At 62.7% G+C, this 25208-nt stretch carries 21 protein-coding genes and 4 pseudogenes; 15 read left to right on the forward strand and 10 right to left on the reverse strand.

The features are described 5' to 3' along the window. The first annotated feature begins 20 nt into the window (after positions 1 to 20). The 8 genes and pseudogenes from PQR02_RS21535 to PQR02_RS21570 form a co-directional block, all read left to right on the forward strand. Entirely contained in the window at positions 21 to 899 is an 879-nt protein-coding gene (locus tag PQR02_RS21535; RefSeq protein WP_408235491.1) for a fumarylacetoacetate hydrolase family protein, read from the forward strand. Next, positions 900 to 1685, forward strand: a complete 786-nt coding sequence (locus tag PQR02_RS21540) for an alpha/beta fold hydrolase (protein WP_408235494.1) — start codon at positions 900 to 902, stop codon at positions 1683 to 1685. 121 nt (positions 1686 to 1806) lie between these two features. Continuing rightward, positions 1807 to 3144 (forward strand): metal-dependent hydrolase family protein, encoded by a 1338-nt coding sequence (locus PQR02_RS21545; RefSeq protein WP_408235497.1) that lies wholly within the window; start codon positions 1807 to 1809, stop codon positions 3142 to 3144. Positions 3145 to 3337: 193 nt separating this feature from the next. Next, positions 3338 to 4363: an ABC transporter substrate-binding protein gene (locus PQR02_RS21550; RefSeq protein WP_408235500.1), complete on the forward strand. Its 1026-nt coding sequence runs from the start codon at positions 3338 to 3340 to the stop codon at positions 4361 to 4363. Positions 4364 to 4382: 19 nt separating this feature from the next. After that, positions 4383 to 5921, forward strand: coding sequence for a sugar ABC transporter ATP-binding protein (locus PQR02_RS21555; RefSeq protein WP_408235503.1), 1539 nt, complete (start codon positions 4383 to 4385; stop codon positions 5919 to 5921). Further along, positions 5918 to 6925, forward strand: coding sequence for an ABC transporter permease (locus PQR02_RS21560; protein ID WP_408235506.1), 1008 nt, complete (start codon positions 5918 to 5920; stop codon positions 6923 to 6925). Before PQR02_RS21555 ends, PQR02_RS21560 begins: the two co-directional genes overlap by 4 nt. Beyond that, positions 6922 to 7878: an ABC transporter permease gene (locus PQR02_RS21565; RefSeq protein ID WP_408235509.1), complete on the forward strand. Its 957-nt coding sequence runs from the start codon at positions 6922 to 6924 to the stop codon at positions 7876 to 7878. Before PQR02_RS21560 ends, PQR02_RS21565 begins: the two co-directional genes overlap by 4 nt. 315 nt (positions 7879 to 8193) lie before the next feature. After that, positions 8194 to 8742, forward strand: a pseudogene (locus PQR02_RS21570) (hypothetical protein); the annotation flags it as partial. Between the two features lie 68 nt (positions 8743 to 8810). Here the strand turns inward: PQR02_RS21570 and PQR02_RS21575 are convergent. From PQR02_RS21575 to PQR02_RS21590, 4 genes are all read right to left on the reverse strand, one after another. Further along, the gene (locus PQR02_RS21575; protein WP_408235512.1) at positions 8811 to 9689 is read right to left on the reverse strand and encodes an ATP-grasp fold amidoligase family protein; all 879 of its coding nucleotides are present in this window, start codon (positions 9687 to 9689) and stop codon (positions 8811 to 8813) included. A gap of 387 nt (positions 9690 to 10076) precedes the next feature. After that, positions 10077 to 11387 carry an MFS transporter gene (locus PQR02_RS21580; protein ID WP_408235515.1) on the reverse strand — a complete coding sequence of 437 codons (1311 nt, stop codon included), beginning with the start codon at positions 11385 to 11387 and terminating at the stop codon, positions 10077 to 10079. 188 nt (positions 11388 to 11575) lie between these two features. Beyond that, positions 11576 to 12994, reverse strand: a complete 1419-nt coding sequence (pyk, locus tag PQR02_RS21585; RefSeq protein WP_408235518.1) for a pyruvate kinase — start codon at positions 12992 to 12994, stop codon at positions 11576 to 11578. A 236-nt stretch (positions 12995 to 13230) separates the two neighbouring features. Continuing rightward, on the reverse strand, positions 13231 to 14325 hold the full coding sequence (locus PQR02_RS21590) for a tartrate dehydrogenase (RefSeq protein WP_408235521.1): 1095 nt from the start codon (positions 14323 to 14325) through the stop codon (positions 13231 to 13233). A gap of 109 nt (positions 14326 to 14434) precedes the next feature. On the opposite strand from PQR02_RS21590, the gene PQR02_RS21595 reads away from it, so the two are divergent. Beyond that, positions 14435 to 15361: a LysR family transcriptional regulator gene (locus tag PQR02_RS21595; protein WP_408235676.1), complete on the forward strand. Its 927-nt coding sequence runs from the start codon at positions 14435 to 14437 to the stop codon at positions 15359 to 15361. A 21-nt stretch (positions 15362 to 15382) separates the two neighbouring features. Here the strand turns inward: PQR02_RS21595 and PQR02_RS21600 are convergent, their stop codons facing one another. After that, positions 15383 to 16654, reverse strand: a complete 1272-nt coding sequence (locus PQR02_RS21600) for a glycosyltransferase family 87 protein (RefSeq protein WP_408235524.1) — start codon at positions 16652 to 16654, stop codon at positions 15383 to 15385. 330 nt (positions 16655 to 16984) lie between these two features. Between PQR02_RS21600 and PQR02_RS21605 the strand changes: the two genes are divergently transcribed. From PQR02_RS21605 to PQR02_RS21615, 3 genes are all read left to right on the forward strand, one after another. Then, the gene (locus tag PQR02_RS21605) at positions 16985 to 18493 is read left to right on the forward strand and encodes an integrase catalytic domain-containing protein (RefSeq protein WP_408235527.1); all 1509 of its coding nucleotides are present in this window, start codon (positions 16985 to 16987) and stop codon (positions 18491 to 18493) included. A 489-nt stretch (positions 18494 to 18982) separates the two neighbouring features. Next, positions 18983 to 20554: a UbiA family prenyltransferase gene (locus tag PQR02_RS21610; protein WP_408235530.1), complete on the forward strand. Its 1572-nt coding sequence runs from the start codon at positions 18983 to 18985 to the stop codon at positions 20552 to 20554. Between the two features lie 16 nt (positions 20555 to 20570). Continuing rightward, positions 20571 to 20933 (forward strand): DMT family transporter, encoded by a 363-nt coding sequence (locus PQR02_RS21615; protein WP_408235533.1) that lies wholly within the window; start codon positions 20571 to 20573, stop codon positions 20931 to 20933. A gap of 151 nt (positions 20934 to 21084) precedes the next feature. On the opposite strand, the gene PQR02_RS21620 is transcribed toward PQR02_RS21615, so the two are convergent. The 3 genes from PQR02_RS21620 to PQR02_RS21630 all read right to left on the reverse strand — a co-directional run bounded on the left by PQR02_RS21620 (position 21085) and on the right by PQR02_RS21630 (position 22858). Then, positions 21085 to 21423 carry a DUF4148 domain-containing protein gene (locus PQR02_RS21620; protein WP_408235536.1) on the reverse strand — a complete coding sequence of 113 codons (339 nt, stop codon included), beginning with the start codon at positions 21421 to 21423 and terminating at the stop codon, positions 21085 to 21087. Positions 21424 to 21575: 152 nt separating this feature from the next. Further along, positions 21576 to 22007 carry a PaaI family thioesterase gene (locus tag PQR02_RS21625; RefSeq protein WP_408235539.1) on the reverse strand — a complete coding sequence of 144 codons (432 nt, stop codon included), beginning with the start codon at positions 22005 to 22007 and terminating at the stop codon, positions 21576 to 21578. Between the two features lie 11 nt (positions 22008 to 22018). Beyond that, on the reverse strand, positions 22019 to 22858 hold the full coding sequence (locus PQR02_RS21630; RefSeq protein ID WP_408235542.1) for an aldehyde dehydrogenase family protein: 840 nt from the start codon (positions 22856 to 22858) through the stop codon (positions 22019 to 22021). A 29-nt stretch (positions 22859 to 22887) separates the two neighbouring features. Here PQR02_RS21630 and PQR02_RS21635 point away from each other — a divergent pair. Both PQR02_RS21635 and PQR02_RS21640 read left to right on the forward strand, forming a co-directional pair. Beyond that, positions 22888 to 23142, forward strand: a pseudogene (locus tag PQR02_RS21635) (electron transfer flavoprotein subunit beta/FixA family protein); the annotation flags it as partial. Positions 23143 to 23145: 3 nt separating this feature from the next. Beyond that, positions 23146 to 23559 (forward strand): annotated as a pseudogene (locus PQR02_RS21640) (electron transfer flavoprotein subunit alpha/FixB family protein); the annotation flags it as partial. A 198-nt stretch (positions 23560 to 23757) separates the two neighbouring features. Here the strand turns inward: PQR02_RS21640 and PQR02_RS21645 are convergent. Further along, entirely contained in the window at positions 23758 to 23997 is a 240-nt protein-coding gene (locus PQR02_RS21645) for a DUF2934 domain-containing protein (protein WP_408235545.1), read from the reverse strand. A 179-nt stretch (positions 23998 to 24176) separates the two neighbouring features. On the opposite strand from PQR02_RS21645, the gene PQR02_RS21650 reads away from it, so the two are divergent. Next, positions 24177 to 24344: a hypothetical protein gene (locus tag PQR02_RS21650; protein ID WP_408235548.1), complete on the forward strand. Its 168-nt coding sequence runs from the start codon at positions 24177 to 24179 to the stop codon at positions 24342 to 24344. 63 nt (positions 24345 to 24407) lie between these two features. Here PQR02_RS21650 and PQR02_RS21655 read toward each other — a convergent pair. Beyond that, positions 24408 to 24637 (reverse strand): annotated as a pseudogene (locus PQR02_RS21655) (FCD domain-containing protein); the annotation flags it as partial. Between the last annotated feature and the right edge of the window lie 571 nt (positions 24638 to 25208).

Below are 25208 nucleotides of genomic sequence, written 5' to 3' on the forward strand. Positions count from 1 at the left end.
ACCTAGATTAAGGGCTCAACATGAAATTGGCAAATTTGCTCGTCGAAGGCAAGAGAACCGTTGCAGTTGTCGATCCGGAAAGGCAGCAGTACTGGCCCGTGGCCGAATTGAGCGACGGTTTTCGCGGCGACATGATCCAATTGGTTCATGAATATGACGCGATCAAAAGCGCACTGCTGCCGAAGCACGACGGCCGGCCGCTGGCGGGCGTAACGGTGCTCGCGCCGATCGACCAGCCACGCCGAAACATTTTCTGTGTGGGCAAGAACTATCACGACCACGCCGAAGAATTCAGCAAGTCCGGCTTCGACAAGAGCGCGCAGGCCGGCGAGCACATTCCCGAAGCGCCGGTGGTATTCACCAAACCCGCATCGACGGTAATCGGCCCCGGCGCCAGAATTCCGCGTCACGCGGCAGTCACCCAGCAACTCGACTACGAAGCCGAGATCGGCGTCGTGATCGGCAAGGCGGGCCGCGGCATCCGCAAGGCCGACGCGCTTGCGCACGTATTCGGCTACACGCTCATCAACGACGTGACCGCGCGCGATCTGCAGAAGCTGCACCGCCAGTGGTTCCTCGGCAAATCGCTCGACGGCTTCTGCCCGATGGGCCCATATCTCGTGACCGCCGACGAACTCGATCCCGCCAACATCGACGTGCGCTGCTGGGTCAATGGCGAACTGCGCCAAAGCTCGAACTCGCGCGATCTGATTTTCGACATCCCCACGCTGATCGAAACGATTTCGGCCGGCATCGAACTGCAACCGGGCGACGTGATTGCAACCGGCACGCCGGCGGGCGTCGGCATCGGCTTCAATCCGCCCCGCTTCCTGCAAACCGGCGACGTCGTGCGAATGGAAATTCCGCGCGTCGGCATTCTTCAAAACGAGGTGGCATAAATGGCAACAACCCAGGTCCAGGGTCTCTACATCGAAACGGAAGGCGACGGCGCGCCCGTCGTGTGCATTCATGGTCTCGGCGGCTCGTCGAACAACTGGACGCCGGTGCTCGGCGCGTTCGAAGGCAAGCGGGTGATCCGCATCGACCTGCCGGGCAGCGCGCGTTCTGAGTTGCCGTCGCAAAGGCTGTCGATCGATGTGTACGTGGACATCATCGCTGCCGCGCTGCGGGAACTGAAGATCGAACAGGCGGACGTGGTCGCGCATTCGATGGGTACGATCGTTGCGCAGCATCTGGCCGTCAAGCATCCGCAACTGGTGCAGAGCCTCGCGCTGTTCGGCCCGCTGCTCGCGCCGCCCGACGCGGGCCGCGACGGTATCCGCCAGCGCGCGGCGCTCGCGCGCGACAAGGGCGTAGCGGGCTTGCAGGAAATCGCCGACGCGATCGTCAAAGGCGCGACCAGCGACGAAACCAAAGCGCAGCGTCCGGTCGCTCTGGCGCTGGTGCGCGAGAGCGTGATGCGTCAATCGCCGGAAGGCTACGCGCAAAGCTGCGAAGCGTTGGCGGGCGCACAGCCTGCGCAGATCGAACAGATCAAGGTACCGACGCTGCTCATCACCGGCGATCAGGACGGCGTCGGCAAGCCCGACGCGGTAAAGGCGATGGGCGAGCGCATCGCCGGCGCGAAGGTGGTGGTGCTGAACGGCTGTGGACACTGGACCACATTCGAAAAGCCCGCGGAGTCGAAGGCGGAATTGCAGGCCTTCTATCGCGCCGCCCACTGATGCGTCGCGCGGCACGCAATCGAACGACTGACCGAGCAAAGCTGGTGAAACGTCTTTAGCGAAGCACGAACCTTAGGGCGAGATGCGCGAGAGTCGCAATCCGCCCGCCTGGAGGAGACACATGAGCTCGATCGTATTGACGAACGTAACGGTATTCGATGGCAGCGGCGCGCAGCCCTTCAGGGGCGAAGTTCTCGTAGAAGGACAGCGCATCGCCAAAGTAGGACGTGAAGGCGCGCCGGTCAGCGCGCCGCACGCGCAACGGATCGATGGCAAGGGCGCGTTTCTGATGCCCGGCATGACGGAAGCCCACACGCATTTCTCGTGGAACGATCAGCCTTCGTTGTCGGCGATCCAGTTCATGCCGCCGGAAGAGCACATGCTCTGGTGCGTGCGGGTCGCAAGGCGTTATCTGGAGATGGGCTGGACCTCCGCGCTCGGTGCAGCGGCGGCCAAGCCGCGGCTCGATGTCGTGTTGCGCAACGCGGTGAACGCGGGCGAGTTTCCCGGCCCGCGCTACCTGGCCGGCAGCCAGGAGATCACGATTCTCGGCGGCCTCGCCGACAACACGCTGCCGCACATGCCGTTCAAGGAACTGAACTTCGGCGCGGTGGTGAGCGGTCCCGAAGAAATGCGCGCGACTACGCGCATGTTCGTGAAGTACGGCGTCGATCATCTGAAGATCAATCTGTCGGGCGAATACATCGCCGGCATTTCGGCGGAGGCGTCGCCATTTTCGGAAGAAGAGATCGCGATGCTCGCCGCCGAGGCCAAGCGCGCCGGCAAGCGCGTCGCCGCGCATGCGCGGTCGAGCGAGTCGGTCAAGCAATGCGTGCGGCACGGGCTGGAACTGATCTTCCACGCGAGTTTCGCCGACGATGAAGCGCTCGACATGCTCGAAGCCAACAAGGACAAGCACTTCGTCGCGCCGGGAATCGGCTGGCTGATCAGCACGCTCTATCATGCGGAGCCGTGGGGCATCAGCGAAGCGGCCGCGACGAAGATGGGCTACAAGCGCGAACTCGAAACGGCGGCGCTGACGCTGCAGAAGATGCACAAGCGCGGCATCCGCATCCTGCCCGGCGGCGACTACGGGTTCGCGTGGATGCCCCACGGCACGAATGCGCGCGACCTCGAATACTTCGTGAAGTACATCGGCATGACGCCGATGGAAGTGCTGTTGTCGGCCACCCGGCTCGGCGGTGAACTGATGATGCGGCCGCACGAACTCGGGCAGATTCGCGAAGGTTATCTGGCCGACATTCTGCTTGTCGACGGCGATCCGCTGAAAGATCTCGCGGTCCTCCAGGACCCGAAAAAAATCACGCTGGTGATGAAGGACGGCGAAATCTTCAAGACCTCGCACGATGTCGTGCCGCCGCGCGGCGAAGTGCATGCGAGCGGTACGTTGCCGGTCGATGCGGGCGTCGCGCAGACGATTCACGCGCCCGTGCATTGAGGGGCGCAAGCGCTTGAGGCGATAGCAGGTAACAACAACAAATGGGCCCAGAGCAAGGCGCTAAAGCGCCAACTCTGGGCGACCGCTTTGCATGGGCCCAGAGTAAGGCGCTAAAGCGCCAACTCTGGGCGACCGCTTTGCATGGGCCCAGAGTAAGGCGCTAAAGCGCCAACTCTGGGCGACAGGAGACAACATGAAAATGAAACGGATCACCCTGCTCGCCGCTTGCGCGGCGAGCCTCGCATGCGCGTCGGCATCAGCCGCCGCGCCGGACATCGGCTTGTCGAACGGCTATTTCGGCACCGAATGGCGCAACCAGATGGTCGACGGCGCCAAGGAACAGTTCCAGACCTATAAGGCCAAGGGCCTCGCCTCGAACCTCGTCGTCCAGCAGTCGGGCGCGAATACCGGCCAGCAGATTCAGGACATGCGCAACATGATCCGCCAGAAAACCGGCGCGATCATGGTCGACGCCAATTCGGCGACCGCGCTGAACGGCGTGATCTCCGAAGCCGAGCGCAGCAAGATTCCGGTCGTCTCGTTCGATCAGGCCGTGTCGAACAAATACGCGGTAAACGTCACCGTCGATCACTACAAGTGGGGGCAGCGCTACGCCGAGTGGATCGCGGAGCAATTGCACGGCAAGGGCAACGTGGTGGTGCTCGACGGCATTCCCGGCCATCCGGCCGCGGAGGCGCGCAAGAAGGCGGCGCTCGACTCCTTCGCGAAGTATCCCGGCATCAAGGTGGTGTGGTCCGGCTACGGCGAGTGGGACGAGGCGAAGGCGCAGGCCGTGATGGCCACGGTGATCGCCGCGCAACCGCAAATCGATGCGGTGTTCACCGAAGACGCGATGGCACTCGGCGTGCTGCGCGCGTTCGAAAACGCCAATCGGCGCGTCGCGGTGATGACCGGCGAAGCACAGAAAGGCTTCCTCGAAGAGTGGAAGAAGCAGCGCGACGCGGGCAATCCGATGAAGGTGTTCGTGCAGGTGAACCCGCCCGACATCAGCCGGACCGCGCTCGGCATTGCGGTGCGGCTTGCGCAGGGGCACAAGCTCAAGCCTCTGCCGGAGAACACCTACTACTTCCCGATCACGAAGACCGTCACGGCCGACACGCTCGACGCAACGCTCGCGTCGATGAACGGCAAGCCCGATAGCTACTTTCTGGGGCAATGGCTGAGCGAGCCGGAACTCGACGCGCTCTTCACCCCATGAACTCCGTGACCGACCCAGCATGCCCTTATTGACTGCCAACGGCATCACCCGGCGCTACGGCGGGGTCGTCGCACTCGAGAACGTCAGCGTCGAACTGAATGCCGGCGAAGTGCTCGGCTTGCTCGGCGCGAACGGCTCGGGCAAATCGACGCTGTCCAGCATTCTCGCGGGCGACAACCGGCCAGACCACGGCACTCTGTCGCTCGACGGCGCGGCGCTGCCGCCAGGCGAGCCGCGTGCGGCGCGCAACGCGGGCATTGCGATCGCGCATCAGCATCCGGGGCTCGCGCCGGATCTGCCTGTGTGGGAGAACGTGTTTCTCGGCGCCGAAGTGTGCCGCGCGGGACGGTTCCTCAACCGGAGCGCCGCCCGGCGGCGCGCGGCCGAACTGCTGACGAGCCTGCGCGCCGGCTGGGATCTCGACATGCCGGCCGGCCGGCTGAGCGTGGCGGATCAGCAGCTCGTCGAAATCGCCAAGGCGCTCGCGCTCGAACCGCGCGTGCTGATCTTCGACGAGCCGACCGCGGCGCTCGCCGCCGCGGAAGTCGACAGCCTGATGCAGGTGATCCGCTCGCTGGCCGCGCGCGGCACGGCGATCGTGTTCATTTCGCATCGGATGGCCGAGATCCAGGCGCTGTGCGATCGCGTGATGGTGCTGTGCAACGGACGGTATGCCGGCGAACTGCAAGTGCAAGGCCGGCTCGACGAAGCCCGCGTGCTGGCGTGGATGGGCGGCGCGGCGGGTGGCGCCGCCGACGCGCATCTGCACGACGCCGCACAGCCGTCGCAACAGCGCCTGCGCACGAGCGCTGCGAACGACGATGGCCGCGTCGCGTTAAGCGCACGCGGACTGCGGGCCGGTGCCCGTCTGCGCGGTGTCGACTTCGAGTTGCGGCAAGGCGAAATCCTCGGCGTCGCGGGTCTTCAGGGACACGGGCAGGAAGAACTGCTCGATGCGCTTGCCGGTTACCGCAAGCTCGATGGCGGCGAAATCGCGCTGCACGGCGCGCCGCTCACGGTCCGCTCGCCGCGGCACATGATCGATGCGGGCGTGTGCCTCGTGCCGAACGACCGCCATCGGCAAAGCTTGTGGCTCGATCATTCGGTCGAGTTCAATCTTGCGCAGGTGGCCACCAATTTTCAGAGCGAGCCGTGGCGCTTGCGCCGCCAATCGATCCGGCGCTTGGTCGACTTCGCGGTGAAACGGCTCCGCATCAAGACTGCCGACGTGCGGCAGCCCGTGCGCGCGCTGTCGGGCGGCAACCAGCAGAAGATCGTGATCGGCCGCTGGCTCGACCGGCAGGTCAAAGTGCTGCTGTTGAGCGATCCGACCAAGGGCGTCGATGTGATCGCGCGTAAGGAGATTTATGAAGCGATCGGCGCACTGACCGAAGCGGGCGCCGCCGCGATCGTCTACGCCTCCGATACGGATGAACTGCTCGCTGTTTGCGACCGCCTGATCGTGATGTATGAAGGCCGTGTGGTCGCGCAACTCGAAGGACCCGAAATGAACGAAGCCCGCGTGACCAGCGCGCTGTTCGGCAGGAGCGCCGCATGAAGGCCGGCCTGACCGAACGACTGCACGCTCCCCGCGAGCAGCGCTCGCGCAGCGCCCGCCAAGGCATCAACGCGCTCGCATTACGCAATGCCGGCGCATTGCCCGGCATCGTGATGCTGCTGATCGTGGTCGGCTGTAATGCGTTTCTTCAACCGGACTTCTTCAGCGCCGATTCGCTGGCGAGCAATCTGCAGAATGCAGCGCCAGTGATTCTCGTGTGCATGGCGCAGGCCGTGATCGTGTTGCTCGGCGAACTCGATCTGTCGGTCGGCGCGGGGATCTCGCTGGTCAACTGCGTGCTCGCCGCCGTGCCGTCGCTGACCGGCTGGGGCAGCGGCGCGACCTGTGTGGCGGCGCTCGCCGTCGCGCTCGCGGCCGGCGTCTGCAACGGCGTGCTGGTCGGCTACTTCCGGCAGAGCGCGCTGATCGCGACTTTCGCCACCGGCGCAATCTGGTTCGGCGGTGCGTTGCTGCTGATGCCGCAGCCTGGCGGCGCAGTGCCGGAGGTGCTCGGCGAGTGGTTCGCAATGCGCGTCGGCGTGCTGCCGCTCGCAGCCGTCCCGGTGATCGCGGCGTGGGCGTTGTGGGCCGCGCTGCAACGTCATCGTTTCGGACGTCGCCTGATCGCGACCGGCAGTTCGGCGGACGCGGTGTTCAAGTCGGGCGTCGATACGCGTGCCGTCAAACTGCTCGGCTATATGCTCGCGTGGTTGTTCGTGTTCGGCGCGGCGCTCTGCATCTCGGCGCAGACATCGTCCGGTGATGCGCGCCTCGGTCTGCCCTACACGTTGAATTCGGTGGCCGCTGTCGTGATCGGCGGCATATCGCTGGCGGGCGGGCGCGGCTCGATGCTCGGTGCGATCTGCGGAGCGCTGGTGCTCGTGCTGATCGGCAACGTCGTCTACTTCGCCGGCATTCCCAGCAACTACCAGGAAGTGTTCAAGGGCGCGGTCATTCTGCTTGCGCTCGGCTGCACGTTCATCAGCGCGAGGAAACCGGTATGAACGACATGCTCAACTCCAGACGCACGTTATTGCTGGTGCTGGTCGTCGTCGTGATGGTGGGCGGACAGTGGGCGGTGCCCGGCTTCACCAATGCGGACCAGTTGGCGAACCAGTTGAAGATCGCCACGTTCCTCGGCTTGTTCGGCATCTCGCAGACGCTCGTGATGATCGCCGGCGGGCAGGGACTCGATCTGTCCGTCGGCGCGGCGGCCACGCTGGGCGGGATAGTCGGCGCGGCCGTCATCGGCGCCGGGCCGGCGTGGCTGCCGCTGGCGCTGGTCGCGGCGGCATTGTGTGGCGCCGTAGTCGGCTTGATCAACGGCCTCGGCATCACGGTGTTCAGAGTGCCGCCCCTTGTCATGACGCTCGCGATGGCGAGCCTCGTCGACGGCGGCTTGATCGTGTGGTCATCGTTGCTGCACGTGAATACCGCCGCCAGCCCGACGCTCGTCGCACTGGCCGGGCGCAGCGTCGCCGGCGTGCCGACGGTTGCCGTGCTGTGGCTCGTGGCGGGAACCTTGGTGTGGTGGTTTCTCGACCGCTCGGCGTGGGGCCGCCGGTTGATGGCGACCGGCGCGAATCCGACCGCCGCGCTGCTGACCGGTGCGCGCGTGCGCGTCGTGCGAATCGCGGCCTATACGGCGAGCGCGATCATTGCCGCGCTGACCGGCGTGCTGCTGGTGGGGTACGTGGGGCAGGCGTTTCTCGGACTCGGCAGCGGCTATGTGCTGACCAGCGTGGTCGTCGCGGTGATCGGCGGGGTGTCGTTGAGCGGCGGGCGTGGCGACTATGTGGCCGTGGCGATGGCGGCGGTGTTCATCACCGTGCTGACCAGTTTGCTGACCGCGTTGCAGATCGGCGAGGCTGGGCGGCAGTGCATTTTCGGCGCCACGCTGCTGGTGTTTCTGGCAGTCAACGGGTGGTCGATGGGCAGGCGTGCGGTGGCGGCTTGATGCGGCGAGCGGCTGGGGGCGGACCCTGGCGCGCCATGCCCTTTTGCGAAATGAGCGGCCACCGTCGCGACGGTACCAGCCGCTCAAAACGCCACGCACTTCGCGCGTCGCTCGTACGTGCTGCGTCTATTCAATAACTATTACCGGACTCTGTAAATCGCGGCAGTAAAAAAGTCGGAGCGACGCTTTGAGCGCGGCGACCGCGTCGAAGAAGCTCGCGACCTTATGGCCCAATAACGCCTACTAATTGGCGGAATTTGATGCTCCCGCACAAATCGCTTTTGTTGCAAGCTAAACATTCAGACGATGCCATGAACGAAGACACTCGACTTCAACAACGCGAACTGGCCGGTCTTGCGAGGCGTGATGCGTGGCATGATCGACGGCGTGAAATCGGTTCAGCCCTCCGCGAAGTGCGGTATCAACTTCTGCGTGAACGATGTTGGCGCATCCGACGCGTTGTGGGAAGGTACTCAACCAGACGGCAGCAGTGGCTATTCGAAGGTGCGCTGGGACATTACGACCTGGCACAACTACGAAGTCTACGGCGATATCTTCAGCATCGGCACCGACGGTGCCGGTCCTGGCTTCGATCTGCCGATCTATTGCAAGGCCCGATGTGGCGTGCCTTTCATCATCACCGAGTGGAACACGGGTTCGGAACAAACCGAGGCGTACCGGGCGAATTACATCACTACCAAACTCGGCCAGTACTATCAGGCGAGAAACACTTACAACATCCAGTCTGCGATGTACTACGTGCTCGATAGTGGAAACGACACGTTCGGAATTATGATGAACGGCACACAAATCAATCCATCGTATAGCGCATTGACGAACTTTACCGCTAGCAACCCGGACTGATTCGCATAGGCGTAAGACCGTGGTTCTGTTGAATTAGCGCATTGCGATCTATTGCGAGATTCAGTTGCTCACGTCAAAAGCCGTCCCCACTCAAAATCGACCCGGTCAGGCCTCATGGGAACCACACCAGCACCCGGTGTAAAGGTTAGCTCGCCGAAGTACACGTCACTGTTCGGAGCGTACAGGTCGACGCGAACATAATTGAAGTCCTCCGACAGGATAGCCGCCGTCTCCAGAATCGCTTGCAGATTCTCCGGAGGCGGCGCGGGCGTCGGACTGCGAGAGTAAGGGCCGATCCCAACGTCAAGATGATTCCACTGAGCGTCGTACACGTCGCCACGTGTGTCTTTGCCGAACCGGTCCGAGATCACGACGATAAACATCATGGGTCGGCCTGGCCGGCCGCCGAAGCAGTGGACCTTGTAGTCGGCAGGAATCTGGCCGCGTTCGTCGAGAAGAAGACGTTCGAAGAAAATGCGCGGCTGAATGTCCCGGTAATGGCGTTCCCGCGCGATTCTGTAGAAGTCGGTAGAGGTCCACCGGCTGGCCAGAAGCTGCAAGCTCTCAAAAGTTCGTTGCGACTTGTCCCGAACGACTTCGACAAAACTACTTCCGTGATTCGCTTTCATCACGAAGGAGTCGGGCAGCATATCGAAGTTCGCCCGTGCGAAAACGGTAGGCGACGCAATCAACGGGATCAGATACTTCTCGCCGATCTTGGCCTTGACGTAGGCCCGCACGGCGAGCTTATCGGTCAACGCGCCGTATCGTGGGTCGGGCCGTAAGCTGCGTTGCAGGATCTTTTCGTTGAATGTCGTGGGGTGAAACAGTTTCGGGAAGCGGCCGATGTGCTTCCGATGCAGCAGGCTGAGGAAAATCGCATCTGGAATAAACTGTTTTGCACGGTCCTTGATCCGTCGAACAATCGCGTCAGGCGGGTAGAGCATAGTCCGTCTCCCAACAATGACCGGGCCTTCACGGGCCACCGGGGTGCATTCGCCGGACGGCTCGATCTCATTTCGCGGAACGCCCCGTGCTGCGCCGTGGCACGGCTCATGGAACTTCTATCGCGTCGCGAAGTGGCCCCAGCACCCGGCTCTTGCGCGAGAGAGAATAAGAAACACTTACATGTTGCACTGAAGCATAGCGCCGCGGTATCCCGTAAAAAGGTCGTGGCGCAAATCGAGGAGATATAGGCTCATTAAGTTGTATATTTCAGCCGCTTCGTGTGCTTTGGCGAACAACGAGACATTGCTCGCACGGATTGGATTCACCCCTTCCTGTCTCCTTACAGATCTGGGGCGAATTAGTTTTGTCCGGTTTCTATTCAGCCATCAATGCCCATGCCGCTCCCCGACAGCACCCGGCACCTGCTTCGCCTGCCGGCTCAGCAATAGCGTCACCACCGCAGACACAGCGAGCGTCGCCCCGACTACATACAACCCGGCCGCATACCCGCCCGTCACATCCTTCAGCCACCCTATCGCGAACGGCCCGACAAAGCCGCCAAGATTGCCGACGGAATTGATCATGGCGATACCCGCAGCCGCACCGGCACCCGAGAGAAACACGCTCGGCATCGCCCACAACGGCGCTTTGGCGGCGCTGATCCCGATGTTCACGATAACGAGCGCGAGAATAATCATCAACGCGCTGCTGGCGCCCCCGGCAAAAATGAATCCGAGGCAAGCAATCACGCATGGCATCACCACGTGCCACGTCCGTTCTTCCGTACGGTCCGAATGCTTCGCCCAGACGATCATTGCGACGACGGCCAGAATACTCGGCACACCGGCGATGAGCCCGGTTTCGAACGAACCGAAGCCATACTGGCGAATGATCAGCGGCGCCCACAGCCCCAGCGTGTAGAGTCCGGCCGAGGTGCCAAAGTAGATCAGTGCCAAGGCAAGCACACGCGGGTCACGCAATGCACTGAGCGCGCCCGCCGTATGACCGGCATGCGACTGCCTGGCATCGGCTTCCATTTTCAATCTGGCGATCAGCCATTCGCGTTCGTCGCTCTCCAGCCAGCGCGCCTTCGAGGGCGAGTCCGTCAGGTACTTCAGCACCACGAAGCCAAGAATGATCGCGGGCACCGCTTCGATGATGTAGAGCAACTGCCAGTCGGCCAAACCCCACATCGGCGGGAGTTTCATTATGGCACCCGACAGCGGCGAGCCGATAGCCGTGGAGATCGGAGCGGCCGCCATGAACCACGCCGCCGCTACCGCGCGTTGCCGGGTCGGAAACCACAAGCTGAGATAAAGAATGATGCCGGGAAAGAAGCCGGCCTCGGCGAGTCCCAGCGTGAATCGCAAGATATAAAAACTGGTCGGGCCGACGACGAACGCAGAGGCCGCCGACACGATGCCCCACGACACCATCACCCGCGCGATCCATCTACGCGCGCCCACCTTGTGGAGAATCAGATTCGAAGGCACTTCGAAAAGAAAGTAGCCGATGAAAAAGAGGCCGCCGCCAAGGCCGAACGCGGCCGGCGAAAGGCCTATGGCGTTGTTCATCGTCATCGCCGCGAACCCGACGTTGACGCGGTCGAGAAAGCTGACGAAGTACAGCAACATCACAAACGGAATGATCCGCAGCATCAGCTTGCGGGAAATCCGGGCTTCGAGATCGGAAATCATTGTGTCTCCTCCTTGGAGGGTCGAGCAGTGCTCTATGGGAAGATGCGGTGTTCTCGGTACGTCGTCCGTCAACCGTCTGCGCGGCGCTTCTTATCGGACTTACGAAGCCAGCACCCAAGGGCCGCTGCCCGGCGAACCGGGCAGCTCGAAGAAGTCCTGAATGTCCTTGATGCGTGTCATTCGATGCCTCACGGGATTTGCGCAATGCGCAGAAGATTGGTTGTGCCGGGCGTGCCGAACGGCATGCCTGCGGAGATCACGACGGTCTGACCGCTTGCGCCGAAACCTTCGTCGCGCACGGTGTCGCAGGCAAGCTCGCTCACTTCGAGCGCGTCGACGAGTTCCTTGCACACGACGGGATGGACACCCCAAACCAGCGCCAGACGACGTGCCGTCCCGCTCTGCGGCGTCATGCCGACGATGGGCGCGCCCGGCCGCTCGCGCGCCATGCGCAGGGCCGAATAGCCGGAACTGGTGTACGCAACCGTCGCGACCGCGTTCAGGAGGCCCGTGACGTGCCGCATCGCGTAGCCGATCGCATCCGAGGTGGTGGCGCGAGGCGCTGCATGCGAGGCCGCGATGACTTCACGGTAGTAAGGGTCGCGCTCGGTCTGCGAGATGATGAGGTCCATCATGCGTACCGCTTCGACGGGGTATTTGCCGCTTGCCGATTCGGCCGACAGCATCACGGCGTCGGCGCCGTCGTAGATGGCGGTCGCGACATCCGAGGCTTCGGCCCGCGTCGGCACGGGCGCCGAGACCATCGATTCGAGCATTTGCGTCGCGACGATGACCGGCTTGCCGGCCTTGCGGCACGCGCGAACGATTCGCTTCTGGATCGCGGGCACCTGCTCGGCCGGCATTTCGACGCCGAGGTCGCCGCGTGCGACCATCACGGCATCCGCCTCGTCGACGATCGCATCGAGGCTGCCGATCGCTGCCGGCTTCTCCAGCTTGGCGACGATCCCGACCCGGTCGCCGACGATCTTGCGGACCTCGCGAATGTCTTCGGCGCGTTGCACGAACGAAAGCGCCAGCCAGTCGATGCCCAGCGTGAGGCCGAATTCCAGATCGCGGCGATCCTTCTGCGTCATCGCCGAGAGCGGCAGCACCACGTCGGGAACGTTGACGCCCTTGCGCTCGGACAGCGGGCCGCCGACGATCACGGTCGTTTCGGCGAAGTCGGACCCGCACCGCTCGACGCGCAACTGCACGCGACCATCGTCGAGCAACAGGTTGGTCCGTATCTGGAGGGCTGCGAAGATTTCAGGGTGTGGAAGGCAAACGCGAGTCGCGTCGCCGGGCGTCTGCGCGTCGAGGTCGAGTCGAAACGCGGCGCCCTTCTCGAGAAAAATCGGGCCGTGTGCAAACGTACCGATACGCAGCTTCGGTCCCTGGAGATCGAGTAGCACGCCAATGGGTCGTCCCACGCTCTTCTCGATAGACCGGATGACTTCGAGGCGACGCTGATGATCGTCGTGCGTGCCGTGGCTGAAGTTCAGCCGGAAGACATCGGCTCCCGCATTGAACAGTGCTTCGATGGTGTCGTGACTCGCGCTCGCGGGACCCAGCGTAGCGACGATTTTGGCATTACGGGTGCGGCGCATCTTTATCGACTCCCTGAAACCCGCGCAGCGGCCGGCATGGCCGCAATAGAAGCGATATACGCCTCGGCGAAGGAAGTGAACCTCATGTCTGCGACTTTTTTCTGAGCGTCGGGACGAGTCGATCCGGGCCGCGAATGGATGCGGCCTTGTGTGAAGATCGTGCCGTCGCGACTGCTCGCGGATGCACGCCCGCCCTCAGGCGGGCGTGCTGCGCCAGGCGGTGAATTCAGCCTGACTCATGCCGCGTGAGCTGCGGGAACCGCAGACTTTTCGAGCAACGCGCAGACGGCGCCGGTGACCTGAGCCGTGGTTGCGACGCCGCCGAGGTCGCGCGTGTGAAGAGACTTGTCGGCGGTGACTTTTTCGACTGCCTGCATCACACGCTTGGCCGCGTCGAATTCGCCCAGATGTTCGAGCAGCATCACGACCGACCAGAACGTGCCGACCGGATTGGCAAGCCCTTTGCCCATGATGTCGAAGGCGGAGCCATGAATCGGCTCGAACATCGACGGATAGCGGCGCTCCGGATCGATGTTGCCGGTCGGCGCGATGCCAAGACTGCCGGCCAGTGCTGCGGCCAGATCGCTAAGAATGTCCGCATGCAGATTGGTCGCGACGATGGTATCGAGCGACTCGGGACGGTTGACCATGCGCGCGGTCGACGCGTCCACCAGTTCCTTGTCCCATTTGACGTCCGGAAATTCCTTCGAAATTTCGAGGGCGATCTCATCCCACATCACCATGGCGTGGCGCTGCGCGTTGCTCTTCGTGATGACGGTCAGCAGCTTGCGCGGACGCGATTGCGCGAGCCGGAACGCGAAGCGCATGATTCGCTCGACACCGGCGCGAGTGAGGATCGACACGTCCGTGGCCGCTTCGATCGGATGCCCCTGGTGGACCCGGCCGCCCACGCCCGAATATTCGCCCTCCGAGTTCTCGCGGACGATCACCCAGTTCAGGTCTTCCGGCTTGCAGCGCTTGAGCGGCGCATCGATGCCCGGCAGGATGCGGGTCGGCCGCACGTTCGCGTATTGATCGAGGCCCTGGCAGATCTTCAGGCGCAGGCCCCACAGCGTGATGTGATCGGGAATGTCGGGATCGCCCGCCGAGCCGAACAGGATCGCGTCCTTGTCGCGAATCGCGTCCAGACCGTTCTCCGGCATCATCACGCCGTGCTTGCGGTAATAGTCGCCGCCCCAGTCGAAGCTTTCGAACTCGAACGCGAACGACTTATCCGACTTCGCGAGCGCTTCGAGAACCTGCTGACCGGCCGGCACGACCTCCTTGCCGATGCCGTCGCCCGGAATGGTTGCGATGCGATAGGTTTTCATGTCTCCGTCCTTCTTGCTGTTGGGGTGTGACTGAACTCTACCGGCATCCGGACTCCAAAACCGGTGCTAAACTCAAACCATCTTTAACTTGAATTCACAAGTCCACACGATGCGCGAGACCGTCCAACCGGCCGATCTGAGTTTTTTCTCGACGCTTGCGGCGTCGGGCAGCCTGAGCGCGGCCGCGCGCGAATTGGGGCTGACGCCGGCCGCGGTCAGCAAGCGCCTGACGCAAATGGAGAGCCGCGCGGGCGTCGCGCTCATCAACCGGACCACCCGCAGGATGATGCTCACGCCCGAGGGCGAGCTGTATGTCGAGCACGCGCGCCGGATTCTCGACGAGATCGATCAGTTGTCGGAGCTGCTCGGCACGGCAAGGGAGAGTCCGAAGGGATTGCTGCGCGTGAATGCGACGCTCGGCTTTGGACGAAGCCACGTCGCGCCGGCAATCTCGCGGTTCGTCGCGAAGTATCCGCAGGTGTCCGTGCAGCTCCAGTTGTCGGTGACGCCGCCGCCTTTGACCGACGACACGTTCGACGTCTGCATCCGCTTCGGCGAGCCGCCCGATTTGCGGGTGGTCGCGCGGCGTCTCGCCGCGAACCGGCGGCTGCTGTGCGCGGCGCCCTCGTATATCGCGTCGCATGGCATGCCGATGACCGCGCATGACCTCACGCAGCACAACTGCCTCGGCATCCGGCAGGGGGACGAGGCTTATGGGGTGTGGCGTCTGACGTCGGGCAGAGGAGCGTCCCGCAAGACGGAGGCGGTGCGGATCAACGGCACGCTAACGACGAATGATGGCGAAATCGCCGTCAAGTGGACGCTCGAAGGGCACGGCATCCTGATGCGGGCCGAGTGGGATATCAAGCAGTATCTGGCGGATGGGTCGCTCGTTCGCGTGCTGCCCGATCACGAAACACCGAACGCCGATATCTTCGCGGTCTATTCGCAGCGGCACCAGATGTCCAACCGCATTCGCGCGTTTGTCGATTTCATTGCGCTCGATCTGAAGCGCGAGGTGGGGGAGCATGCCTAACGGCTCCCCTCACTCGAACGGTCACGCGAACCGCGTGGGGCGATGCGGGCGACGCACCGGCTCCGGCGGATAGTAGCGCGCGACGCACAGCCCGTAGATGATCAGCGAGGCGACCGTATAGGACACGAACTTCGCCGCGAAGAACAGGATCAGTACGGCGAGTGCCGCCAACAGCAATTCCACTTTGGGCTTGAGCGCGGAAAGCCGCTTGTTTTCCGACTCGAGCGCGGTGCCGAACAGAATCAACAGTGGAATCAGCGCAATTAGAAGGTGGATGGGTTCGAGCACCGGGTAAGCCATCAACATGGTCATCGCAGCGAGCGCGTAATCCATCCGGCTGTCCCCGTGGCGGCGCATCACGAGATACGCGGAGAACAGGCACGCGGCCAGCGCAAACCCGAGCGAAACGAGGGTGAGCATGTCGCTCGACATCGGCATGCCGACCTGCGCCGAGAGCGTCTGGAATGCGCCTTTCAGCGAATTGTTGCTCGGCAGGCCCCCGCCGCCCACCAGCTGGTTCATTGCGCTCAGGCGCGGCATGTCCGACAGGAAGTACTGCAACACGACGCCCGCGCCAACCTGAACCGCGGTCATCACCGTGAGTGCGATCGACACGATCATGGCCGCGATGAAAGTGCGCCATTCCCGGCGCAGCAGCAGCAAGCCGGCGATGGCAAGCGGCGTGAGCTTGAGTACGATCGCCAATCCGAGGACGAGGCCGGCAACGTACCGGTTGCCACGATCGACCAGGAAAAAGGTTGCGGCTAGCAGGAAGAACAGCAATTGGTTCGACTGACCATCGTACGCATCTTCCACCAGCGGAAAGCTCAACAGAGCGATCGCCACCAGCAGGATGGGCACGCCGCGCTCGCCGCCGCGGTACGCCATCTTGACGATAAGCAGCACGCCAATCGCGAACAGCACGAGCGACATCGTCATCCAGACAAATTTCGCGGCGAGCGGCGTGAGCAGCGCGAGCGGCGAAAACAGCAGCGCAAATTGCGGCGGATAGGCGTAGAAGACATCGTCGCCGGTGGAGCGGGCGCCGATGCCCTGCAGGAACGCGACGAGCCCGTCGTGATCGTAGAGCCGCGTCGGATCTTCCAGCACGGTGTTGAATGCGTACAGATAGAAGTTGAAGTCGCCGAACGCATCGGGCGGGTTCGCGCGAAACTTCACGTAGAGATGCAGGACGTGTATCGCGAGGCAGCCCAACGCAACCGCAAGCAGGATGACGGCACCCGCGCTGAAGCTCAATCCCGACTTCGCGCGCATAGCCCTGGTGTTGAACATGAAGCCCCCTGTGCGACATCTGATTTGCAAACTTGCGAGTTGCAGGCGCAGCTGGCTCGCATGCCGAACTCCAGCGATGGCGCGCACGCCTGGTTGCTCGCCGGCCGGGGAGGCCATCGTTGCTTGCCGGAACTGTCTTGAAGACGCTGAAACGCGTGGCGCGCCTGACCCGCTCGGCGGACGGTCGATCGACGCGGGACGGAAATGAAAGTCGCGTCCCGGCGCATTGACTCATCAGAATTGCAACTCGTGCTGACCTGTTGCCTCACGTAGTTTGCTACCAGCCGGATTGTCCGGCAGGAGCGGCGCGACGTGACGAGGCAAATCAGCATGACGACACGCAAGGAGTTGGTCGCAGCATTGCAATTACGGTATAGAAGCGCGACGTTCGGTGACCGGATCAGGATTCTCGACGAGTTCGTGGCGCTGACGGGGTATCACCGCAAGCACGCCATCCGGCTACTGCGGGAGCAGCCCGTCGCGGCAAAGGAGACGCGCGGGCGCAACCGGTTATACGACGAGGCGGTACGCCAGGCGCTGACGGTGTTGTGGGAAGCGGCCGACCGGGTTTGCGGCAAGCGCCTGAAGGCGTTGATCCCGAAGCTGGTTGACGCCATGGAACGGCACGGCCATCTCGACCTGGATCCGGTCATCAAGGCCAAACTCTTTGAGGTCAGCGCCGCGACCATCGATCGCATGCTGGCCAATGCGCGCGCGCACATCGATGGGCAGCGCAGACGGCGCACGGGGGTTGGCTCGGCCATCCGGCGCAGCATCCCGGTGCGTACCTTCGCCGACTGGCGCGACCCGCCACCGGGCTTCTTCGAGATCGACATGGTCGAACATTGCGGCGGCTCGAAGACAGACGGTGAGTTCGTCCACACGCTGACGTTGACCGACATCGCCAGCGGCTGGACAGAATGCGTGGCCATGCGTACGCGCAACCAGATGCTGATTATCGAAGCGTTTGACAAGGTGGCCGCTGAGCTGCCATTCGCGATGCTTGGAGTGGACTCGGATAACGACAGTGCGTTCATGAACCAGAACGTCTTCGACTACTGCAAGGGTCGCGGTCTGGTGCAGACGCGCTCAAGGGCCTACAAGAAGAACGATCAGGCCTGGGTGGAGCAGAAGAACGGCTCCGTCGTGCGGCGGCTGGTCGGTTATGGCCGGCTGAGCGGCGCCGATGCCGGGAACGCGCTGGCGCAGCTGTACGCGTCATCGCGGTTATACATTAACTTCTTTCAGCCTTCGTTCAAGCTGAAGTCCAAGACGCGCGACGGCGCGCGCGTGCACAAGGTCTACTTCGCGCCGGCGACGCCGTGCGATCGGCTTCTGGCACACGACAGCGTCGAACCCACTACCAAAGAGAAACTGAAGGCGCAATTCAAGGGCCTCGATCCTGTGCGGCTGCTGCAGGAGGTGCGAACGGCTCAGCAGACATTGAGCGACTTCGCGGCCCACGGCGTGCGGGCTGAAGCAGCGCCAGCAGGCAAATCAGACGTTGCCGTCTTCCTCGCCAGCCTCTCTTCGGCATGGAAGGAAGGTGAGGCCCGTCCGACACACCGAAAGCAACCCAAGGCAAAGCACTGGTGGAGAAGCCGGGTGGATCCGTTCGCCGACGCGTGGCCGCTAATCGAAGGATGGCTGATTGCGGAGCCCTCTGTGCCGGCCAACGTATTGATGGATCGGTTGGCCGCGATGTTTCCAGAAGCGTATGCAAGTCAGGCACAACTACGGACGCTGCAGCGCCGGGTCAAGGCGTGGCGAGCAGAGCGCGTAAAAGAACTGATTCTGGGCGGCCTGCAAAAGTCTGCTGATGCGCCAGCCGAAGCGTGAGTTGCGGAAAAGTTGAAGGTCGCCGGGGGGGCCGGGCGCTCCGCGCCCGGGAAGTCATTAAAAAAATAAAAAGGAAAAACGACAACAATCAGGCGAGTAACATTCCTTCTTGAGGCAACACGCCGGCGAATGTCATTCACGCAAAAGATCGGCAAAACCCACGTCGTATGAAACACCCGAAACCTCGAACGGCAGACCCAACGCCGCATTCGTCCCCGGACAGTTCGAGCAAAGCCTACCGATTCCCCCCGCTTCGATATGTGCGTTGGAGCGCATCCACCGCCCCTCCGCGGGAACAAGCGCGCGAACCCGCCGCCAACGTAACTTTTACGAAGCAGGGTATTCAAACCTCGGATCTAGCCGCCGCGCGCACCGCGAAAGCGCCAGAACACGGGGACTCCAGCGGAGCGCCGGTCCACCTGCGTCGCTTAGCGCACATATCTTTACCGGCCCGGCCCCTAAGCTTTTCATGGACTGGAGGAGCCGCGCATGCGCAAAGAAGCACGGGCACTGGACACGACGACTGCGTACTACCTCGCGAACAGCAGTCGCGGCGCCGCGCTGGCCGGGTTCGGGGCGGCCGCCAATGGCTTGGGCAGCACGGGCGTGCCGCTAGGCGACGGCCTCGCGGCGAGCGGCAGCGACGGCGAGAACGTGCCGCTGTGCGTCGATCTCGATCACACCTTCACGGACACCGATCTGCTGATTGAATCGTTTCTCGTGCTCGTCAAGAAGAACCCTCTGTATATCTTCATGTGCTTCTTCTGGCTGCTCAAGAGCAAGGCGTGGCTGAAAACGCAGATTGCCAACCGCGTCGCGATGGACATCGCGGTGCTGCCGTACAACGCGGCATTGCTGGCCTATTTGAGCGGGCAGAAGGCTCAGGGCCGGAGCCTCTTCCTCTGCACCGCGGCGAACTGGAGCCTCGCGCAGAAAATCGCCGACCACTTTGGCATTTTCGACGGCGTGATGGCCAGTAACGACGCGCACAACCTGTCCGGCAAGAACAAGGCCGAGGCCTTGGTCGGCCGCTTCGGTCCGCACGGATTCGACTATTGCGGCGACGCGATGACCGACCTGCCGGTGTGGGTGCAATCGCGCCGCGCGATCGTCGTGGGGACCAAACGGACTGCCGCGGCCGCCGCCAAGGTGAACGGAAGCATCGTGTTCTTCGAAAAGAAAAGCGCGCTGCTGCGGCTGATTACCAAGGAAATGCGCGTGTATCAGTGGGTCAAGAATCTGCTGATCTTCGTGCCGCTACTCGCGTCCCATCGTTTCACCGATGTCCCGTCGATCGTCCACGCGGCTGTCGCGTTCGCGTCGTTCAGCCTGTGCGCGTCGTCGGTCTATCTGCTCAACGATCTGCTCGATCTCGACGCCGACCGCCGCCACGCGCGCAAACGCAACCGGCCGTTCGCGTCGGGGCAATTACCGGTGTCGCTCGGGCTCGGCCTGTCGTTCGTGCTGATGATCGGCAGTGCGGCGCTCGCCGTGCTGTTGCCCGCCAAATTCGCGCTGGTGCTGGCCAGCTATTTCGTCGCCACCCTCGCCTATTCGTTCTTCCTCAAGCGCCACATTCTGATCGACGTGTTCACGCTGGCCGGTCTCTATACCGCGCGCATCGTCGCCGGCGGCGCGGCGGACGACATCGTGTTGTCGTACTGGCTGGTGCTGTTTTCAGGCTTGCTGTTCCTCAGCCTTGCGATGGTCAAGCGCTATACCGAACTCGACGCGCTGGTGCGCAGCGGCAAGCAGGCGGCGGCCGGGCGCGGCTATCTCGCACAGGACATCATGATTCTGTGCGCATTCGGTACGTCCTCCGCCTATGCCGCCGTGCTGGTGCTGGCGCTCTACATGAACTCGCCCGAAATCAGCACGCTATATAGCCATAAGCCCGCGCTGTGGATGCTCTTCGGCCTGTTGCTCTACTGGATCAGCCGGGTCTGGATGCTCGCGTTTCGCGGCCAGATGAACGATGACCCGATCGTGTTCGCCATCAAGGACCGCACGAGCCTGATCGTCATCAGTCTGTGCGTGCTGTCCGTCATGCTGGCGATCTGAACGGACGCGCTCACCCATGTCGATTCTGTTGCTTCTGATTAGCGGCTCGTGCAGCGCAGTCGCCAGCATTCTGCTGCGTGTGGCGAGCCAGTATGCAGTCGTGAGCGGCGACCTGAGCACCCTGCTGTTTGCGCGGCCGAATCTGATGCGCGGGGCGGCGCTGGGCGCCTACGGTGTCGGTTTCCTGCTGTATGCGCTGGCGCTCAAGCGGGTCGAGCTGAGCATCGCGTATCCGGTGATGGTGGCGGTCACCGTGATCGAACTGTACCTGTTCAGTCTATGGAGCGGCGATGGTTTGTCGTTCAAGACTATCTCCGGCGCCGCGCTGCTGATGGCCGGCGTCTGGTTGATGTATTCGTCGCGGGGCGCGGCCGCTTGAGCTTGGGTTTGCGCTTGCATGGCCACACGCCGCGCGTGGGGACAAGTCTCTGAAGGTCGCGCGGCCCGCGTGCGCATTCGCCGGCGAGTAGTTCCGGCCGAACGCGTGACCGGGCGTATGCCCTTACGCCAGGTCACGCCAGCCCAAGGGTTTACTTGCTTGCTGCCTGACCGGCAGCCGCTTTACGTTCCGCCTTCTGCAGATTCTCCGGATAGTTAGGATCGTTTTGATTAGGCTGGTACCCCGCGTCTTTCAGCCTTTTGATTTCGGCGCTGTTCTTCGCCTTTGCCTCTTTCCTTGCCGCCTTGTGTTGCGCTTTCCGTTCGGCCTTCGTAAGCGGCACCGACGCCGGCTGCGCGGCGCCATTCGCGGTGGTGGCGGCAGGCACGCCGCTTCCCGGGCCTTGTGCAAGGGCTGACGTACACATGCCGATGGCAAGCGCCACCGACCCAGCCAGTACAGTCATTTTCTTTGCGCGCGACAACGTCATTAGCTTTCTCCGATAGGGTTTCAATGTTCAGAAGCACCTCACCCACTCGAACCGGGTGACGATGACTGTCCTTCGTCTTTCGACGAAATGCTTTATTGCAGTTCAGGCCAGCCGAGGCTTGGAACACCCCGGGCCGGTCCACGCGCGGCACGTCAGCCCCGAGCGCGAACGACCATGCACACGGCGACCGCGGTCGCGACCAGTTTGTCCGCCTGCCATAGCTCGCCGTTCACGTTGCAGACGCCCTTGCGCCGGCGCACCAGCGTCGCGTTGGCGCGCAACGGCCCAATCCCCGCGGGGCGCAGAAACGATGTGTTCAGATTCAGCGTCGCGCAGTGTTCGTGCTCGTCGAGCGTTGCGGTGACCAGCCACGCCGTGACATCGTCGAGCATCGCGGACAGAATCCCGCCCTGCAGCTGGCCGGCCGGGTTCAGAAAGCGCTCCACGCCGACGTATTCGCAATTCAACCGGCTGCCGTCGGCTTCGAGCGACAAAATCCTGCCGCCCAATGTCGTCGTGATGGGTGGTGGCGGCAGCTCGCCGCGCTGAACGCGCCGCACGTACTGGCTCATATCGTTTTTCACGTGCGCGCCTTTCACTCAGTCAGATCGACCGCGATCGACTTCAGCTCCGTATAGGCCTCCAGGCCCTCGCGGCCGTTTTCCCTCCCCCACCCCGATTGCTTGTAGCCGCCGAACGGCATTGCGAAATCGAGCGCGCCCGACGCGTTGATGCGCACATTGCCGGCGCGAATCCGCCGCGCCAGTCTGTGCGCCTTCGAAATGTCGCGCGTCCAGATACTCGACGACAATCCGTAGTCCGTGTCGTTGGCGCGAAGCGCAAGTTCGTCGAGACTTTCTTCATCGAAGATCTGCGTGGTCAGCACCGGGCCGAAAATTTTTTCGCGCACCACACGCATCGCGGGCGTCGTGTTGACGAGAACGGTGGGCTCGACAAAATAGCCGTCGCGATCGAGCGCGCGGCCGCCCGCCGCAACTTCGGCGCCTTCGGTCCGCGCGCTGTCGATATAGCCGAGCACGCGCCGCTGCTGCTGCGACGAAATCAACGGTCCCATGTCGGTATCGTGCTCGAGACCGGGCCCGACCTTGAGCCGTCGCGCGCGCTCGGCGACGCTGCTCACCACGCGCTCGAACCCCGCGCGATGCACGAACAGGCGCGAGCCGGCGGCACACACCTGGCCGCTATTGCTGAAGATGCCGCGTGCGGCCGCGTCGATGGCGCGCTCGATATCCGCGTCCGGAAACACTAACACCGGCGACTTGCCGCCGAGTTCCAGCGACACGCGTTTCAGATTGCCCGCCGCCGACGCAAGAATCGCCTTACCCACCGCGGTCGAACCGGTAAACGAAATCTTGTCGACGCTTGGATGATCGACCAGAGCCTGGCCGGCCTCGCTGCCCAAGCCGGTCACCACGTTCACCACGCCCGGCGGAAAACCCGCTTCTGTCGCTGACGCTGCCCGCGGTGGTCACGACGGATCTGCGCCTGAACGAGCCGCGCTACGTGACGCTGCCGACCATCACGAAGGCGAAGAAAAAGCCACTGGAAACGCTCAAGCCGGAAGACCTCGGCGTGGATGTCACGCCGCGCCTGAGGACGCTGAAAGTCACCGAGCCGCCGAGGCGCTCCGCCGGTGTGATGGTGCCGGATCTGAAGACGCTGGTCGAGAAGCTGAAGACCGAAGCCAAGGTGCTTTAAGTAAAACGCGGAGACGTGTCGAAGGTGCTGCTGGCCGACGCGCCGCAACTCGAAGCGGGCCTCGCGGAAAACGTCGAAGCGACCGTGATGAACATCGCGAAGGACTACACGCACATCCTCGCGCCGGCAACCGCTTACGGCAAGAACATCGCGCCGCGTATCGCCGCGAAGCTCGATGTCGCGCAGATCAGCGACATCACCGCAGCGGCCAGCGCCGACACGTTCGAACGCCCGATCTATGCGGGCAACGCCATCGCGACGGTGCAATCGGCTGACCCGATCAAGGTCATCACGGTGCGTTCGACCAGCTTCGATGCAGTGGCGTCCGAAGGTGGCAGCGCATCGGTGGAAAAGATCGAAGCCGCCCGGCTCATCGCACCTCGCCCGCACATCACCGCGCCGAACATCACGGTGTCGCCCAGCGAAATACCGGGCTGATCCAGACCGGTTAGCAAATCCGGCCTCGCGCGCTCCTAGCTGCGCACGAGGCCAGTCAGGAGCGGAACGCATCCACAAGTTCGCCAGCGGGGACAGTCGCAATGGTCAGGCGGGCAGCGGCGCGTCTGGCCGCGCCTCTGATCAATCCGCGCTTCGGCGCGTCATGTGTCCAGGCGCTCAGCTGTTGCCGTCCGGCGTTTCCTGCAACTGTTGCTCGGGCGCGATGCGGGGTCCGCGGTCGCGATCCGTCGACTGATCGACATTCGGAATCGGACTGTCCCCCGAAGCAGTGCCTTCCGCTTCGATCTGCCGGCACGCCTCTTCCCAATGCTTCTCGGCATTGCTATCCGGCGATGGATCGTTTTCCCAGATGTGGTATGCCCGCGTCCGGATCCGGGCTTCGAGATCGCTGTCCATATTCGTGGCTCCTCGATAAAGGTATCGACTTCGCTCCCGGCAACATGCGGCCCTTTCGACGACCTTCCGAAATCCTCACTCGCGCCAATCGGCTTTGCCGGCAGAGTCAGTAGCGATTCACCAGCAATCACTATTCCCGCGCTGTTGTCGTACTCACGTGGCGCTATGAATTCGCGAAGATGCACGCCGATGGGGTTAATTTCATCCCCGTGGTGAACAGGTTTGGCTCAAGCCAAAGCGGCGAGAAGAAAGAACTGGTCGTTCTGTTCGATTCGTCCAACGTCGTGAAGCGCTATTCGATGAGCGTGTCGGACGTGACTGTCAAGACGGGCATTTTCAACCAGTAAAAAACTTTGGCTCGTGGAATAGACGAGCCGCTTAAACAACTGGTTATCTGGGCTGCGCGTGATTCACAACAGCATCACTGTGATCAACGTGCGATAAAGCTCGTTGGCGCGAGTCAGATGCGCGCGCATCGCTGCCGCGGCTTCGTCGCCGTCGTGTTTGGCGATCGCATCGACAATGCGCTGATGTTCCGACAGTGTCAGCTCTCGGCACCTGGTGCGCGGACCAATGGACGATAGTATTCGCCAGCCCAGCGAAACAGCGATTCGACGATCGACGGAAAAATCGGATTGCCGTGGGCACTGGGTTTACTACCGAGACGGGTGATGGCGGTGGACGACGCGCCGCAAGCTCGGCGCTTGCGGCGATTTCGCCGATTAAGGGATCGCGCCCGGACTCAGGTGTGACTAGGTGTCTCAATTTTGGAAAGAAATTTTTTCTAGTCCTGATCACATTTTTTTGGCGCTTTGGCGACAGGTTTTCTTTTCCTTATCCTATGCAGAGAACGCTGAAAAGTACTAATGAATTAGCGCTACAAACGTATTGTGTCAACTGCATGCGAGCCACGCGATCTTCCCGTGGTCTGTTCTTCGAAGTCTTATGCCGACCGGGCCGCGGTGCGTGGGCAGCGCGCGGCACCCAGATATGCTGAATCGACTATTTTCGCGTATATCAACGCGCGCAAACGTTTGCTATCGGTACTCGTGTTGGCAATGCTAATTCCTGAAACGGCGTAATTAAGAATGGCAGTCGCTTAATTATGCTTATTGTTTTGTCCGTCGCTGTTATTAACGGTAATGTGCGCAGCATTTCCACTTCGAATTTTATTCGCGGCGCTATGCGAAAACATGCCGCTCGGGCGCGGC

The sequence above is a fragment of the Paraburkholderia sediminicola genome, assembly GCF_046026895.1.
GTDB classification, from domain to species: domain Bacteria; phylum Pseudomonadota; class Gammaproteobacteria; order Burkholderiales; family Burkholderiaceae; genus Paraburkholderia; species Paraburkholderia sediminicola_C.

What these genes read in the sequence shown, in the direction of transcription:
- PQR02_RS21595 (WP_408235676.1), top strand. Translation starts at nt 14,435, where the DNA reads ATGCGCGAGACCGTCCAACCGGCCGATCTGAGTTTTTTCTCGACGCTT.
- PQR02_RS21575 (WP_408235512.1), bottom strand. Translation starts at nt 9,689, where the DNA reads ATGCTCTACCCGCCTGACGCGATTGTTCGACGGATCAAGGACCGTGCA.
- PQR02_RS21610 (WP_408235530.1), top strand. Translation starts at nt 18,983, where the DNA reads ATGCGCAAAGAAGCACGGGCACTGGACACGACGACTGCGTACTACCTC.
- PQR02_RS21605 (WP_408235527.1), top strand. Translation starts at nt 16,985, where the DNA reads ATGACGACACGCAAGGAGTTGGTCGCAGCATTGCAATTACGGTATAGA.
- PQR02_RS21555 (WP_408235503.1), top strand. Translation starts at nt 4,383, where the DNA reads ATGCCCTTATTGACTGCCAACGGCATCACCCGGCGCTACGGCGGGGTC.
- PQR02_RS21550 (WP_408235500.1), top strand. Translation starts at nt 3,338, where the DNA reads ATGAAAATGAAACGGATCACCCTGCTCGCCGCTTGCGCGGCGAGCCTC.
- PQR02_RS21535 (WP_408235491.1), top strand. Translation starts at nt 21, where the DNA reads ATGAAATTGGCAAATTTGCTCGTCGAAGGCAAGAGAACCGTTGCAGTT.
- PQR02_RS21615 (WP_408235533.1), top strand. Translation starts at nt 20,571, where the DNA reads ATGTCGATTCTGTTGCTTCTGATTAGCGGCTCGTGCAGCGCAGTCGCC.
- PQR02_RS21600 (WP_408235524.1), bottom strand. Translation starts at nt 16,654, where the DNA reads ATGTTCAACACCAGGGCTATGCGCGCGAAGTCGGGATTGAGCTTCAGC.
- pyk (WP_408235518.1), bottom strand. Translation starts at nt 12,994, where the DNA reads ATGCGCCGCACCCGTAATGCCAAAATCGTCGCTACGCTGGGTCCCGCG.
- PQR02_RS21645 (WP_408235545.1), bottom strand. Translation starts at nt 23,997, where the DNA reads ATGGACAGCGATCTCGAAGCCCGGATCCGGACGCGGGCATACCACATC.
- PQR02_RS21560 (WP_408235506.1), top strand. Translation starts at nt 5,918, where the DNA reads ATGAAGGCCGGCCTGACCGAACGACTGCACGCTCCCCGCGAGCAGCGC.
- PQR02_RS21590 (WP_408235521.1), bottom strand. Translation starts at nt 14,325, where the DNA reads ATGAAAACCTATCGCATCGCAACCATTCCGGGCGACGGCATCGGCAAG.
- PQR02_RS21545 (WP_408235497.1), top strand. Translation starts at nt 1,807, where the DNA reads ATGAGCTCGATCGTATTGACGAACGTAACGGTATTCGATGGCAGCGGC.
- PQR02_RS21580 (WP_408235515.1), bottom strand. Translation starts at nt 11,387, where the DNA reads ATGATTTCCGATCTCGAAGCCCGGATTTCCCGCAAGCTGATGCTGCGG.
- PQR02_RS21565 (WP_408235509.1), top strand. Translation starts at nt 6,922, where the DNA reads ATGAACGACATGCTCAACTCCAGACGCACGTTATTGCTGGTGCTGGTC.
- PQR02_RS21540 (WP_408235494.1), top strand. Translation starts at nt 900, where the DNA reads ATGGCAACAACCCAGGTCCAGGGTCTCTACATCGAAACGGAAGGCGAC.
- PQR02_RS21620 (WP_408235536.1), bottom strand. Translation starts at nt 21,423, where the DNA reads ATGACGTTGTCGCGCGCAAAGAAAATGACTGTACTGGCTGGGTCGGTG.
- PQR02_RS21650 (WP_408235548.1), top strand. Translation starts at nt 24,177, where the DNA reads ATGCACGCCGATGGGGTTAATTTCATCCCCGTGGTGAACAGGTTTGGC.